Source organism: Bartonella sp. EBT8 (genome assembly GCF_055796165.1).
This window is the reverse complement of record NZ_JBTTDJ010000010.1, coordinates 1-15,912: the sequence shown is the minus strand read 5'-3', so window position 1 is coordinate 15,912 and position 15,912 is coordinate 1. Positions and strand designations below refer to the sequence as shown.

At 40.7% G+C, this 15,912-nt stretch carries 11 protein-coding genes and 1 tRNA gene; all 12 read right to left on the bottom strand.

Features of this window, described 5'->3' with window-relative positions; all coding sequences use genetic code 11:
* Positions 1-38: 38 nt before the first annotated feature.
* The 12 genes from AC0QT4_RS06565 to AC0QT4_RS06510 all read right to left on the bottom strand — a co-directional run bounded on the left by AC0QT4_RS06565 (position 39) and on the right by AC0QT4_RS06510 (position 15,867).
* Positions 39-1,436: an L-serine ammonia-lyase gene (locus AC0QT4_RS06565; RefSeq protein ID WP_473200921.1), complete on the bottom strand. Its 1,398-nt coding sequence runs from the start codon at positions 1,434-1,436 to the stop codon at positions 39-41.
* A gap of 355 nt (positions 1,437-1,791) precedes the next feature.
* Positions 1,792-2,472, bottom strand: coding sequence for a nitroreductase (locus AC0QT4_RS06560; RefSeq protein ID WP_473200920.1), 681 nt, complete (start codon positions 2,470-2,472; stop codon positions 1,792-1,794).
* Between the two features lie 220 nt (positions 2,473-2,692).
* Entirely contained in the window at positions 2,693-3,079 is a 387-nt protein-coding gene (locus AC0QT4_RS06555; RefSeq protein ID WP_473200919.1) for a MerR family transcriptional regulator, read from the bottom strand.
* Positions 3,080-3,348: 269 nt separating this feature from the next.
* Positions 3,349-7,560 carry a DNA-directed RNA polymerase subunit beta' gene (gene rpoC / locus AC0QT4_RS06550; RefSeq protein WP_473200918.1) on the bottom strand — a complete coding sequence of 1,404 codons (4,212 nt, stop codon included), beginning with the start codon at positions 7,558-7,560 and terminating at the stop codon, positions 3,349-3,351.
* A 177-nt stretch (positions 7,561-7,737) separates the two neighbouring features.
* A complete protein-coding gene (rpoB, locus tag AC0QT4_RS06545; protein ID WP_473200917.1) occupies positions 7,738-11,886 on the bottom strand; it encodes a DNA-directed RNA polymerase subunit beta in 4,149 nt (1,382 codons plus the stop codon).
* A 285-nt stretch (positions 11,887-12,171) separates the two neighbouring features.
* Positions 12,172-12,543: a 50S ribosomal protein L7/L12 gene (rplL, locus tag AC0QT4_RS06540; RefSeq protein WP_004860149.1), complete on the bottom strand. Its 372-nt coding sequence runs from the start codon at positions 12,541-12,543 to the stop codon at positions 12,172-12,174.
* A 102-nt stretch (positions 12,544-12,645) separates the two neighbouring features.
* Positions 12,646-13,164 (bottom strand): 50S ribosomal protein L10, encoded by a 519-nt coding sequence (gene rplJ / locus AC0QT4_RS06535; RefSeq protein ID WP_473200916.1) that lies wholly within the window; start codon positions 13,162-13,164, stop codon positions 12,646-12,648.
* 358 nt (positions 13,165-13,522) lie between these two features.
* Complete coding sequence (rplA, locus tag AC0QT4_RS06530; protein WP_473200961.1) at positions 13,523-14,227, bottom strand: 50S ribosomal protein L1; 705 nt, start codon at positions 14,225-14,227, stop codon at positions 13,523-13,525.
* Between the two features lie 4 nt (positions 14,228-14,231).
* Positions 14,232-14,660, bottom strand: a complete 429-nt coding sequence (rplK, locus tag AC0QT4_RS06525; RefSeq protein WP_473200915.1) for a 50S ribosomal protein L11 — start codon at positions 14,658-14,660, stop codon at positions 14,232-14,234.
* Positions 14,661-14,807: 147 nt separating this feature from the next.
* Positions 14,808-15,338 (bottom strand): transcription termination/antitermination protein NusG, encoded by a 531-nt coding sequence (gene nusG, locus AC0QT4_RS06520; RefSeq protein ID WP_473200914.1) that lies wholly within the window; start codon positions 15,336-15,338, stop codon positions 14,808-14,810.
* Positions 15,339-15,358: 20 nt separating this feature from the next.
* Positions 15,359-15,571: a preprotein translocase subunit SecE gene (secE, locus tag AC0QT4_RS06515; protein WP_473200913.1), complete on the bottom strand. Its 213-nt coding sequence runs from the start codon at positions 15,569-15,571 to the stop codon at positions 15,359-15,361.
* 220 nt (positions 15,572-15,791) lie between these two features.
* Positions 15,792-15,867 (bottom strand) — tRNA-Trp (locus AC0QT4_RS06510).
* Between the last annotated feature and the right edge of the window lie 45 nt (positions 15,868-15,912).

Genomic DNA, 15,912 nt, shown 5'->3' with positions numbered 1-15,912 from the left:
CCCATAAAAATTTTACTCAATTAAATATCCGTTGTATTTTAACAGGATATTGCGTTAACTGCGAGACCAGCTTTACTTGTTTCTTTATAGTGTTCACTCATATCATGTCCGGTCTGACGCATTGTTTCTATACAAGCATCAAGAGAAACAAAATGCTCTCCATTCCCATGCAAGGCAAGAGAACAAGCCGTTACCGCCTTAACAGCTCCCATTGCATTACGCTCAATGCAAGGAACTTGTACAAGACCTGCAACTGGATCACATGTCATCCCCAAATGATGTTCAAGCGCAATCTCTGCTGCATTTTCAATTTGAGCTGGTGTACCACCCAACGCGGCTGTCAACCCTGCAGCTGCCATTGAAGATGCCGTCCCAACTTCACCCTGACACCCTACTTCTGCACCAGAAATAGAAGCGTTATGTTTTATGACTCCACCTATAGCTGCTGCGGTCAACAAAAAATTATGGATTCCCTCTCGATCTGCATCATCATAAAACTGAAGATAATAACGCAAAACGGCAGGCAGAACACCGGCAGCCCCATTTGTCGGTGCCGTAACAACACGACCACCTGCGGCATTTTCCTCATTCACTGCTATAGCATATACTGAAAGCCAATCATTTGCCCAAAGTGGATAATTGTGATTTTTTTTTCGATTTTCTAAAAGTTTTTCATACAGCTTTTTAGCGCGTCTTGGAACATGTAACCCACCTGGCAACTCACCTTCTTGTGCAAGACCTCTATCAACACAATTTGTCATAGCGGAAAAAATTTCATCAAGCCCTGTATCAAGAGCAGAACGCTCCATCTTTATTTCTTCATTTAGACGCTTCATTTCAGCAATTGAAAGTCCTGAACTTTCTGCCATTAATAACATTTTACGTGCAGAATCAAAAGGATATGGTACTTGAAACGTTTCTTGTTGTGCATTACCATTCATATCGCTTATTTCATCCTCAGTCACAACAAAACCGCCACCGATAGAATAATAAATCTGCCGCAAAAGAACATTCCCATCAATATCAAGCCCTTCAAATGCAAGTCCATTCGCATGTCCAGGTAAGACTTCCTTTCGTTCAAAGATAAGATCATTTTGCAAATCAAACTGATAAGTAGAATGGCCTTTTGGTTGCACTTTTTTCTCACGTGCTACCTTTTCTAACAAGAAGCCCATACAATCAGGATTAATAGTAGAGGCTTTTTCTCCCAAAAGCCCTAAAACAATAGCTCTATCTGTAGCATGACCAATTCCCGTGAAAGCCAAAGAACCATAAAGATAAACTCGTATACGAGAAATTACAGTATCAAATGGTTGAGAAATATTTCGTGCAAGAATCTCTTGCAAAAACATGTTAGCCGCTGTCATCGGCCCCATCGTATGAGAACTAGAAGGACCAATACCAATTTTAAAAAGTTCAAAAACAGATAAAAACACTCTTCACCCCAAAATGCTATACAGCTTGAGTATACGCTTTTTTATCACTGTTGTCCCATTTAAAATCAAATTGTAAGATAAGCTAAAAAAATGATAGCAATAAATATGACCGTTGCTCGTCTTGCTACCAACCAACACGTCTTTTCTATAGCGCTTTCCATAGCCAACCTTCAAAATAGATGATGATCCTAAAATAACCATTCTCTTAATTTTTCAAACGTAGTAAAATAAGTGTTAACACGCAATATTAAAAAAATTCAATAAAAATGAGAAGTTCTCACGGGAATATTTTTATAATGGCTCAAGCTCTTTAAAAATGACACTCATTTCCATAAAAATATTCCCATAAATGTGATTAAATAAAGCGTACAAAATTCTCTATTGGTTCACGTTCAGTTACAAAATTGTTTTCTGGAGCACTCCCGTCGCGATAACCAAGGGCCATACCACAAATAATTTGCCGATCTGAGGGGACTGACAAAAGTGTACGAATTTGTTTATGATAATCAGCAAAAGCAGCTTGGGGACACGTATCTAATCCAAACCCACGTGCTGCTAACATGATGGTCTGCATAAACATGCCTAAATCAAGCCAGCTTCCTCTTTCCATGTCATAATCCATGGTAAACAAAAGCCCTACAGGCGCACCAAAAAATGAAAAATTCCGCGCTTTTTGATGAAGTGTTTTTTCCTGTTCATCTTTTTGAATCCCAAGACTCTTATAAAGATCCAAACCAATTTTTTGGCGCCTCGAAAGATAAGGCTCACGCCATTGACGCGGGTAATAACGAACTTCACGCTCCCCTTTTATACCTAAGAGTGCGAGTTGTGAAAGTTCTTGTCCTACTTTCTGCAACATAGTTCCTGTAAGGACAATGACTTGCCATGGTTGAATATTAGTTCCAGATGGTGTACGAGCCGCAAGTTTTAAGATTTCTTTAATTGTTTCCTGTGAGACTGGCTGATCAGTAAAAGCACGTATCGATTTACGTGATAGAATAGACTGAAAAATATCAATGGAAGAATCAACCGTCATTGTTTTTACTTTCTCTTTGAAACATAAATTTAAATATCATTATTTTCTCATTCATAGCCGGTGTGTCGCAAGACCTTTGCAACTCTTTTGCATTCACTCTACTTTTTTGAAAAACTTACCACTTTTAATGCCCTTCAACGCTTATCATTAAAGAACAGACAGCTCATCTCTCTTAAGGAAAAGAAAATCGTTAAAAATGAAGAAGAAATAAAATCCATAATCAACGGTTAACTCCTAATTCAGCTAAACTTTCAAAAAAAGTCTCTTCTATACGCTCTAAATCATGTAGAAGATCATCAATATCGCGCTGCATCTGATGTAAATAAACCCGTTTTTTATTAATCCTTACAATTAATTCTTTAAGCTTTTTCTCATCATCTGGTGGTTTTCCTCCTATAGTCAACATATCAGATATTTCAGACAAAGAAAATTTAACTCTTTTAGCACGCAGTATTTGTTTTAATTTATGACGATCACTTTGCGTATAAAGCCGTAAGCTCCCACGACGAAAAGGCACAAGAAGCCCTTCTTCTTCATAATAACGCAAAGTCCGAGCAGTTATTGAAAATTCGCGTGTCAACTCACCAATTGAATAATATTCGTGCATTTTATCATTCTGTTTTATAGATCACACTGTTATCAGATATCTGTTTCTTTACAAAATTTTAATTAGAATTTCATCCTCTGCTTTCCTCAATTCTTAAATGTAAGAAAACACAATAAGCCAACAAGAATGCTTAAAACAATAAGCGCCTTATAGCTTTTAAAGTCATGTTTTTTAGAAAAACACGGAATTTCTACATTCTGAGATCTGTAAAAAAACGCCCAAATCCTATATTCGGGCGCTCTCCTATTATTTTTTTATCAGTAGGCAAATTATTCAGCAACTGTTTCAGTTGTCATATTTGTTAACATAGCCTTAGCCATCTCGTTATTGCTAGATTTACGCCGCTCATCGACAATCAAATCATCACGAACCGTTGCAATACGGCGAATTTGAGCAATCGTACCACCTGTACCCGCAGGAATAAGGCGACCAACAATAACATTCTCCTTAAGACCTTGCAAAGTATCAATTTTACCAGAAACTGCTGCTTCAGTAAGTACTCTTGTTGTTTCCTGAAATGATGCTGCCGAAATAAACGACGGCGTTTGAAGAGATGCTTTTGTAATCCCAAGAAGAATGGGGGTACCCGATACAGGTTTTTTCCCTTCTGCAATCAAATTATCATTAATTTCATCAAGCTCTATACGATCTACATGATCACCCGCAATATAACCTGAATCTCCAGATTCAGTAATCTCAACCTTTTGTAACATCTGACGAACAATCACTTCAATATGCTTGTCATTAATTAAAACACCTTGCAAACGATAAACTTCTTGAATTTCATTAACAAGATAAGATGCCAAAGCCTCAACCCCCTTAATTGCTAAGATATCATGAGGTGCTGGATTGCCATCGAGGATATAGTCTCCTTTTTCAATTTGATCGCCCTCTTGGAAGTGAAACAATTTACCCTTTGGAATTAAATATTCTACTGGTTCAAGAGTTTCATCATTTGGTTCGATGATAATACGACGCTTATTCTTATAACCGCGACCAAAACGAATGGTACCACTAACTTCAGCAATGATAGCATGATCTTTTGGACGTCGCGCTTCAAAAAGCTCAGCCACACGTGGTAGACCACCTGTAATATCTTTTGTCTTAGCACTTTCCATTGGCAAGCGAGCAATAACATCACCAGCCTTAACATGAGAACCAGGCTCAACAGAAAGAATAGTTTCTACTGACATCATATAACGGGCTTCGCCCCCCTTATACAATTTAGCAATGGTCTCACCTTTTTTATCTGTATGAATGATAATAGCTGGCTTTAGATCAGCACCACGGGGATTAGCGCGCCAATCAATCACCAAGCGCTTTGTAATACCGGTCGATTCATCAGCCGTTTCAGTAACTGATAAACCATCAATCATATCTTCAAAACCTACATAGCCTTCAACTTCAGTCAAAATTGGACGTGTATAAGGATCCCATTCTGCTATACGTTGCCCACATTTAACCACATCACCATCATCAACAAAAATATGCGCACCATAGCTAACACGATGCACTACACGCTCTTTTCCAGACTCATCCTTAATAAGGATAGCCATATTACGTCCCATAACCACCAAATGACCTTCAGAATTGCGAACCACATTGCGATTGCGAATTTCTACTATCCCTTCATAGGATGCTTCTAAATGAGATGAATCCACAACCTGCGCCGTTCCCCCCAAGTGGAAAGTACGCATAGTAAGCTGCGTTCCTGGTTCACCAATGGACTGAGCAGCAATAACACCAACTGCCTCACCCTGATTCACTGGTGTTCCACGTGCCAAATCACGACCATAGCATTTGGCACAAACACCAAGACGCGTTTCACATGTTAAAGCAGAGCGGATTTGAACTGATTGAATTCCAGCTTCTTCAATCTTAGCAATATCAGCTTCCTCAATCATCGCACCACCTTCAAGGAGAACCTCACCAGAAACGGGATGTAAAATATCAACAAGTGCTGTGCGACCAAGAATCCTTTGCCCAAGAGATGCAACAATTTGTCCTGCATCAACAATAGGCTGCATAGTAAGCCCCTTCGCAGTACCACAATCAACTGCTGAAATAATAGCATCCTGTGCAACATCAACAAGGCGGCGTGTTAGATAACCAGAATTTGCTGTTTTCAAAGCAGTATCGGCAAGCCCTTTCCGTGCACCGTGAGTTGAATTGAAGTATTCGTTAACGGTTAGACCTTCCTTAAAGTTTGAAATAATTGGTGTTTCAATAATTTCACCCGACGGCTTTGCCATCAACCCACGCATACCAGCTAACTGTTTCATCTGGTTAGCAGAACCACGTGCACCAGAATGCGACATCATATAGATTGAATTCATTGGCCGTTGACGACCTGTTTTAGGATCAAATTCAACAGCCTGAATACGCTTCATCATCTCATCGGCAACACGATCAGTACATTTACCCCACGCATCTACAACTTTGTTATATTTTTCGCCTTGCGTAATCAAACCGTCATTATATTGCTGTTCGTATTCTTTAGCTAAAGATTCCGTTTCTGCAACCAAACGCGACTTGCTATCAGGGATAACCATATCATCCTTGCCGAATGAAATTCCTGCACGACAAGCATAAGAAAAGCCAAGCTGCATAATACGATCACAGAAAATAACTGTCTCTTTTTGCCCACAGTGCCGATAAACCTGATCAATCAATTTAGAGATATTCTTTTTAGTCATTTCTTGATTGACAATATCAAACGAGATATTTGGATTTTTTGGCAAAAGCTCCCCAATGATCAAACGTCCAGGTGTTGTATCGTAAAGTTTAGCAACTTCTTTTCCATCTTCCCCTATATTTTTAACACGGCCCTTAATCTTCGTATGAAGAGTTATGACCTTATTTTCTAAGGCATGATGAAGCTCACCTATATCAGAAAAAGCCATTCCCTCGCCTGGTTCTTTTTCAGAAACAATCGAAAGATAATAAAGACCAAGAACCATATCCTGTGATGGAACAATAATCGGTGCACCGTTGGCTGGATGAAGAATATTATTGGTCGACATCATCAAAACACGCGCTTCAAGCTGTGCTTCAAGAGAAAGTGGAACATGAACCGCCATCTGATCGCCATCAAAATCCGCATTAAAAGCAGTACACACCAATGGATGAAGCTGTATAGCTTTACCTTCAATCAAGATGGGTTCAAAAGCTTGAATCCCCAAACGGTGCAATGTTGGCGCACGATTCAGTAAAACAGGATGTTCACGGATAACCTCATCTAAGATATCCCAAACTTCCGGATGTTCTTTCTCAACAAGTTTCTTTGCCTGTTTTACAGTTGATGAATATCCCTTCGCATCAAGACGTGCATAAATAAATGGTTTAAATAATTCGAGAGCCATCTTTTTAGGAAGACCGCATTGATGCAATTTTAACTCAGGGCCTGTCACAATAACAGAACGGCCTGAATAATCAACACGCTTTCCAAGTAAGTTTTGGCGGAAACGCCCTTGCTTACCCTTTAACATATCTGAAAGAGATTTAAGTGGACGCTTATTTGCTCCAGTAATCACACGACCGCGTCGACCATTATCAAATAATGCATCAACCGCTTCTTGCACCATACGCTTTTCATTGCGCACAATAATTCCAGGAGCACGCAATTCAATCAACCGTTTTAAACGGTTATTACGGTTTATCACCCGTCGATAAAGATCATTCAGATCCGATGTCGCAAAACGCCCACCATCAAGTGGAACCAATGGACGTAAATCAGGCGGAATAACTGGAATCGTCTTCATAATCATCCATTCTGGCTTATTGCCAGATTCAAGGAAATTTTCAACGATCTTAAGCCGCTTAATTAGCTTTTTCTGTTTTAACTCCGAAGTCGTCTCAGACAATTCGACACGTAAATCATTCGCAAGCTTCTCTAATTCCATGCTAGCTAGGAGCTCATAAATAGCCTCAGCCCCAATCATAGCTGTAAACTGATCTTCTCCAAACTCATCAATAGCAAGCATATACTCTTCTTCAGAAAGAAGCTGATGGAGCTTAAGGGATGTCAATCCTGGTTCCGTTATAATATAATTCTCAAAATAGAGAACCCGCTCAATATCCTTCAAAGTTAAATCTAAAAGTGTAGAAATGCGACCTGGCAACGATTTAAGGAACCAAATATGCGCAACAGGTGCCGCAAGCTCAATATGCCCCATACGCTCGCGACGCACGCGTGAAAGAGTTACCTCTACACCACACTTCTCACAGATAATACCCTTATATTTCATGCGTTTATATTTACCGCATAGACATTCATAGTCCTTAATAGGACCAAAGATACGCGCGCAAAAAAGACCATCACGCTCTGGCTTAAAAGTTCTGTAATTAATAGTCTCAGGCTTCTTGATCTCACCGTACGACCAAGACAAAATCTTCTCAGGGCTCGCAATGGAAATACGAATAGAGTCAAATGTCTGCGCTGGCGCCTGAGGATTGAAAAGATTCATGACCTCGTGGTTCATGCCGTTCTCCTTCAAAGATTCTTAGAACCCATTATTATCTCTCATTAATTTTATCACAGAGCTCATTTAAAACTATTTCTACTTTTTAAACTGCCTGTGATACCTTAATAAAAATTTCTTATTTAACTTCTCAAGACAATCAGAGCGCACTTCCTCTCGTGCGCTCTCCTTAAATTACTATTCTGCTGTATCAGATAAGGCTCGTTGTGCAATAAGCTCACGCGCGTCATCAAGTTCCACATTAAGAGCGAGTGAGCGCATTTCTTTTACTAACACATTAAAGCTTTCCGGTATACCCGCCTCAAATGTATCATCACCGCGCACGATAGCCTCATAGACTTTCGTTCGACCAGCCACATCATCCGATTTTACAGTCAACATCTCCTGCAAAGTGTATGCAGCACCATAAGCTTCAAGTGCCCAGACCTCCATCTCACCAAAACGCTGACCACCAAATTGTGCTTTACCACCTAATGGCTGCTGAGTAACAAGCGAATATGGTCCAATCGAGCGCGCATGAATCTTATCATCAACAAGGTGATGCAATTTCAACATGTAAATATATCCAACTGTCACGGGACGATCAAAAGGCTCTCCAGTACGACCATCATAAAGGGTAACCTGACCTGAGCTATCTAGTCCTGCATCTTCCAGCATCATGTTGATATCAGATTCATGCGCTCCATCAAAAACAGGCGTTGCAATTGAAACACCCTTCTTCATCTGCAGAGCCAATTTGTAAAGGCTTTCATTATCATACTGACGGACTGGTTCATTATGATTATTATCAGGCATCAGATTTTCGATACGCTGACGCAAAGGAAGTATATCCCCAGTCTCTTGATATAACTCGATCAAGTCGCCAATCTTCTTGCCCATACCAGCACACGCCCAACCAAGATGTGTCTCAAGAATTTGTCCAACATTCATACGACTAGGCACACCAAGCGGATTTAAGACGATATCAGCATGGGTTCCATCTTCAAGAAACGGCATATCTTCTACGGGAAGAATACGTGATACAACCCCCTTATTACCATGACGTCCCGCCATTTTGTCACCCGGTTGGATTTTGCGTTTTACAGCAACAAAAACCTTTACCATTTTCATGACACCAGGAGGCATTTCATCGCCTCTTTGGACCTTCTCAACTTTATCCATAAAGCGACGTTGTAATGCCTCTTTTGATTCATCATATTGCTTACGCAAAGCCTCAATTTCATTCTGAAGCTTTTCATCCTCAACAGCAAAGTGCCACCATTGCGAACGTGGATAGTGAGCCATCACCGTAGTATCAAGCTTCTTACTGCCTGAAAAACCTTTGGGACCTTCTACAGCAACTTTACCTGTCAACATATCAGAAAGACGTGCATAAACATTGCGATCAAGAATCGACTGTTCATCATCACGATCTTTAGCTAAACGCTCAATTTCCTCACGTTCAATTGCCATTGCACGTTCATCTTTTTCCACACCATGGCGGTTAAAAACACGAACTTCAACAACAGTTCCAAAAGTTCCAGGAGGCATTCGCATAGAAGTGTCACGAACATCTGAAGCTTTTTCCCCAAAAATGGCACGCAAAAGCTTCTCTTCTGGCGTCATAGGACTTTCACCCTTTGGCGTAATTTTGCCAACCAAAATATCACCAGGCTGAACTTCAGCACCAATATAGATAATACCAGCTTCATCAAGATTCCTTAACGCTTCTTCTGCAACATTAGGAATATCGCGCGTTATTTCTTCAGGCCCAAGTTTTGTATCACGTGCTGCAACTTCAAATTCTTCAATGTGAATCGAAGTAAAAACATCATCAGCAACAATGCGTTCAGATAACAAAATGGAATCTTCATAGTTGTAGCCATTCCAAGGCATAAATGCCACAAGAACATTTCGTCCAAGAGCTAAATCACCAAGGTCCGTAGAAGGACCATCTGCAATAATATCACCCTTCTCTATCCGATCCCCTACATGCACGAGAGGACGCTGATTAATACAGGTAGACTGATTGGAACGCTGAAATTTCTGCAAACGATAAATATCAACACCAGATTTTGACGGATCCAAGTCTTCTGTCGCACGGATCACAATACGCGTTGCATCGACTTGATCAACAATACCAGAACGCTTTGCACTAACGGCTGCCCCCGAATCGCGGGCAACAACGGATTCCATTCCTGTACCAACAAATGGCGCTTCAGCACGTACAAGTGGAACTGCCTGACGTTGCATGTTTGATCCCATCAATGCACGATTCGCATCATCATTTTCCAAAAATGGAATAAGAGCTGCTGCTACTGAAACCAACTGCTTTGGCGAAACATCCATCAAATCCACGTGATCACGCGGCGCCATCAAAACTTCACCGGCATGACGACAAACAACAAACTCTTCTGTAAAGCGCCCTTCAGCATCCAATGAAGAATTAGCTTGGGCCACATAATGCTTTGATTCCTCCATCGCAGACAGATAAATAACTTCTGTTGTCACTTTACCATCAATAATTTTGCGATAGGGACTTTCAATAAAACCATATTTATTAACCCGTGCGAATGTTGCTAAGGAGTTAATCAAACCAATATTGGGACCTTCCGGCGTTTCAATCGGACAAATGCGACCATAATGCGTAGGATGCACGTCACGCACTTCAAAACCTGCACGTTCACGGGTTAAGCCTCCTGGGCCAAGCGCAGAAAGACGGCGCTTGTGCGTAATTTCTGACAATGGATTGGTTTGATCCATAAACTGTGACAATTGCGAAGATCCAAAAAACTCGCGAACCGCTGCAGCCGCAGGCTTTGCATTGATCAAATCCTGTGGCATGACTGTATCAATTTCAACGGATGACATACGCTCTTTTATCGCACGTTCCATACGGAGCAAACCAATGCGATACTGATTTTCCATCAACTCCCCAACTGAACGAACGCGACGATTGCCAAGGTTATCAATATCATCAATTTCACCACGACCATCACGCAATTCAACCAACATCTTAACAACAGCAAGAATATCTTCTTGACGCAAAATGCGAACCGTATCTGGACAATCAAGATCCATACGTAAATTCATCTTAACACGCCCTACAGCAGAAAGATCATAACGCTCTGGATCAAAAAACAATGAATGGAACATAGCTTCTGCTGTATCCATTGTCGGCGGCTCACCGGGACGCATAACCCGATAAATATCAAATAATGCATCTTGCCGGCTTTCATTTTTATCTACTTTTAAAGTATTACGGATATATGCACCAATATTCATATGATCAATATCAAGGATATTAATTTGATCTGCGTTAACATCAAACAAAACCTTCAATATTTTTTCATCAATTTCATCACCAGCTTCAAGATAAATCTCACCTGTCTGATAATTAACTATATCTTCCGCAAGATAACATCCTAATAAATCGTCCTCACTAACTTTAACTGCTTTGAGACCTTTCTCGGCTAAAGATTTTGCAGCACGAAGCGTTAACTTTTTACCAGCCTCAGAAACAACTTCACCACTGTCTGCATCTACAAGGTCAGAAACAAGCTTCATGCCTTTAAAGCGTTCAATAGAATAAGGGATGCGCCATCCGTCTCCATCTCGCTCATAACTAACTTTATTATAAAAGGTCGACAAAATATCTGATGCATCCATCCCCAATGCCATCAAAAGACTCGTAACGGGAATCTTGCGTCGCCGATCAATACGAGCATAAATGATGTCCTTCGCATCAAATTCAATATCAAGCCAAGAACCACGATAAGGAATAACACGAGCAGCAAAAAGAAATTTCCCCGATGAATGCGACTTTCCTTTGTCATGATCAAAAAAGACACCAGGAGAGCGATGCATCTGTGAAACAATAACACGCTCCGTACCATTAACGATAAAAGTGCCATTCGTCGTCATTAAAGGCATATCGCCCATATAAACGCCTTGCTCTTTAATATCTTTGATATCTTTTGATCCAGTATCCTCATCAATATCAAAAACAATTAAACGTAATATCACCTTTAATGGCGCAGCATACGTCAAATCACGCTGGCGGCATTCTTCAACATCAAATTTTGGTAAATCAAATTCATAACCAACAAACTCAAGCATAGCTGTACCGGAAAAGTCCGAAATAGGAAATACCGATTTAAAAACAGCCTGCAAACCTTCATCTGGTCGCCCACCTTCCGGTTCCTCAATCATGAGAAACTGATCGTATGACGCTTTTTGAACCTCAATAAGATTTGGCATCTCTGCCACCTCAGGAATCTTACCGAAAAATTTGCGTACGCGCTTACGACCATTGAATTGAGACATCATCGCTAGGGTCTGAGCCATCGTCGCTCCTTGATTTTTACTCTCCAAGGTAGACTAAACCTTGAAAGCTTTATGTCATTAACCTGCACATGCAGAACAGTTCATCTGATACCCGATAATGGATACCACCCATTCGCTCCTTTAACACAAACCATTTACTCCTTGGCTCTATGATAAAGGAACTAGAAGCAAAACCTATACCCATTACAACCATTCGACCGCTGGGAAAAGGCTTCATTAATTATCTTCCTCCTTTTCAAGAGAAAGGAAATCGGCGAACATAAAAGCCCGCCGATAAAATAAAACTTATTTAAGTTCAACTTTAGCACCAGCAGCTTCAAGTTGAGACTTAATTTTCTCTGCTTCATCTTTAGAAGCACCCTCTTTAATAGGTTTAGGTGCTCCTTCAACAAGATCTTTAGCTTCCTTAAGACCAAGACCTGTAAGAGCTCGAACTTCCTTAATGACATTAATTTTTTGTGCACCACCCTCAACAAGAATAACATCAAATTCTGTCTTTTCTTCAGCAGCTGGAGCAGCGGCACCAGCAACAGCAGCAACAGCCACAGGAGCAGCAGCCGAAACGCCCCATTTTTCTTCGAGCAACTTAGAAAGCTCCGCAGCCTCTAAAAGAGTTAGATTAGAAAGGTCTTCTACGATCTTCGCTAGATCAGCCATTTTTACATTCCTTTAATTAAAAGATTTGAACCATTGTTAAAACTTATTCAAAAAAACAGAAAAGCATCAAAACTCTTCCATAAATATGAATACAAAACAGCCTTAAGCCGCCTTATCCTCCTGAGCATATGCTCCAATGACACGAGCAACCTGACCAGCAGGTGCATTAATAACCTGTGCGATACGGGTTGCAGGAGTAGAAATCATACCCACAAGCTTTGCTCGCAACTCGTTTAGTGAAGGCAATGCAGCCAACGACTTCACAGCATCTACACTCAAACTTGTTGCACCCATTGAACCACCAAGGATAACAAATTTGTCATTGTTTTTCGCAAAATCAACAGCAACTTTCGGTGCTGTAATCGGATCTTCTGAATAAGCAATAAGGGTTTGCCCAACAAACAAATCCATTATCGATTCAGATTCCGTGCCCTGAAGAGCGATTTTAGCAAGACGGTTTTTGGCGACTTTAACGGCACCGCCAGCTTCACCCATTTTCGAACGAAGATCGTTCATCTGTGAAACTGTCAGACCGGAATAATGCGCAACAACAACAGAACCAGACTTTTGAAAAGCCTCGTTAAGCCATGTAACAAATTCGCGTTTTTCCGCTCTATTCACTGTCTCTCTCCATTTAACAGATTTTCTAAAAAAAACCTGTTGGTTACCTTTGATAACATAAAATACCCTATGCTATCGATGAGGATCCTGTCCCCTTTTTCACGCAAAACGTTCAAAGGCAACCCTGGCTCAAACCCTTTAAGTCCTTTAACTTTCAGTTTTTACCCCAGTCTCATGTGGGTTTTTTCGATTAAGATACTTCAAATAGCATCACCCACAATCTCGGACAGGATATTCCGGAATTTCTTCCGGTATACCCTAAGCTCGTCAAAGCTTAGATAGCTCAATGCCGATAATAATCGACATTTTAAACATAATCTCGTTATTCACATACCCCAAAACAAAATTATAAATCTGTTTAAACTTGCTCAGAACGAACAGTTGCAGGATCAACTTTAATTCCAATCCCCATAGTCGACGAAACTGCAACGCGCTTAACATATTCACCTTTTGCACCTTGCGGCTTGGCTTTAATAACAGCACTAGCAAAAGCTTTAATATTTTCCACTATCTTTTCAACACCAAAAGAAGCTTTCCCTATACCAGCATGCACAATACCAGCTTTTTCAACGCGAAACTCAACAGCACCACCTTTAGAAGCCTTAACAGCACTAGCAACATCAAGTGTTACAGTACCAACCTTCGGATTTGGCATCAAACTGCGTGGACCAAGAATCTTACCAAGACGACCAACAAGAGGCATCATATCAGGCGTTGCAATACAACGATCAAAATCAATCACACCACCGTTAATACGCTCAAATAAATCTTCAGCTCCTACAATATCAGCACCAGCAGCCTTAGCCTCCTCAGCCTTATCGCCACGTGCAAAAACGGCAACACGAGTCTTTCGCCCCGTCCCATTAGGCAGATGCGCAACACCACGAACCATTTGATCAGCATGACGAGGATCAACACCCAAATTCATTGAAATCTCTATTGTTTCATCAAATTTAGCAACTGCACGCTCTTTAACCATCGAAACCGCATCTTTTAAAGCGTAAAGCTCATTAAAATTAATATCTTTGCGGATATTTTTTATTCTCTTTGCTACTTTTGCCATAACATTAGCCCACCACTTCCAAGCCCATAGAGCGAGCAGAACCTTCAACCATACGCATCGCCGACTCAATGTCATTTGCGTTAAGATCCTTCATCTTTGCTTGTGCAATTGAACGAATCTTATCACGAGAAATACTCCCTACAGATAATTTACCAGGTTCTTTTGAACCAGATTTTAAATTTGCTTCCTTCTTCAAGAAAAACGAGACAGGAGGTGTCTTCAAAGAAAATGTGAAAGACTTATCTTGGTAATAAGTGATAACAACTGGAATCGGCGCACCCTTTTCCATTTCCTGCGTAGCTGCATTAAATGCCTTACAGAATTCCATAATATTAATACCGCGCTGACCAAGAGCAGGACCAATTGGTGGAGACGGTGTAGCCGCTCCTGCAGGAACTTGCAACTTGAGCTGCCCTATACTTTTTTTTGCCATAACAATCTGCCTTCAATTTAACTGGTATACCGACAACTCACTTGTCTTCTACCCTCTGCAGTTAAGTGGTCCGGATCATCAAGCCGACAAAAGCTACAAATCACCTCCCACAAGTTACTCACAGTGATTAACATCACTCTAAGTTCATCAGAGTTTTTCAACCTGACCAAACTCTAAATCAACAGGCGTTGGACGCCCAAAAATCAACACCTCCACCTTAAGACGAGAACGCTCTTCTTCAACCTCTTGAACGATCCCATTAAATGAAACAAAAGGCCCATCGGCAACACGAACTTGCTCCCCAACCTCAAACAATACAGAAGACTTTGGAGACTCAACACCCTCCTGAACTTGTTTCAGAATTTGCTCAACCTCTCGATCAGAAATTGGAATGGGACGCGCATCTGATCCCAAAAAACCTGTTACCTTAGGAGTATTTTTAATGAGATGATAAACCTCATCTGTTAACTCAGCACAAACAAGAACATAACCAGGAAAAAACTTCCGCTCAGCATCAACCTTGCGCCCACGACGAACCTCTACAACACGCTCTGTAGGAACAAAAATCTTCTCAAACAGATGATCAAGCCCTTTTTGCTTCGCTTCCTTGTCGATAGCTTCTGCTACCTTTTTTTCAAAATTCGAATATGCTTGAACAATATACCAACGAGCAGCCACAGTCACACTTCCTTGCACTCTCAACTAAAAAGATATTTTAGAAGATCAATACCACGCCAAACACTAAAATGCATAAACTGATCCACAATAAAAAAGAAAACTGAGGCAAACGCAGTCACCAACAAAACCATAACAGTAGAAATGACAGTCTCACGACGCGTAGGCCATTTTACCTTAACTGTTTCTGCATACACTTGTTTTAAAAACGTTATTGGATTGGTTTTAGATGCCATCAGTCACACTATATTCTTTCTATATTCTTTTTAGCCTTATTGTGTCTTATACAATAAAATAAATACGATCAAAATGCGAAAAGCCAATCTTCAGCCTTATGCAACTTCCTCATTCTCTACTCAATACAGATTCACAAACAAAAAAACAAGCCCCGTAGAAAAAAAAGCAAAGAAGGCAGTTTAAAATCCACCTCCTCAAAGCTAAAATATTATTCTCTTTTGGCAGGGGCAGCAGGACTTGAACCCGCGACCTGCGGTTTTGGAGACCGCCGCTCTACCAACTGAGCTATACCCCTAACTTTTAACGCCGCTTAACAACCTCTTAATAACAGAGGCGTTTC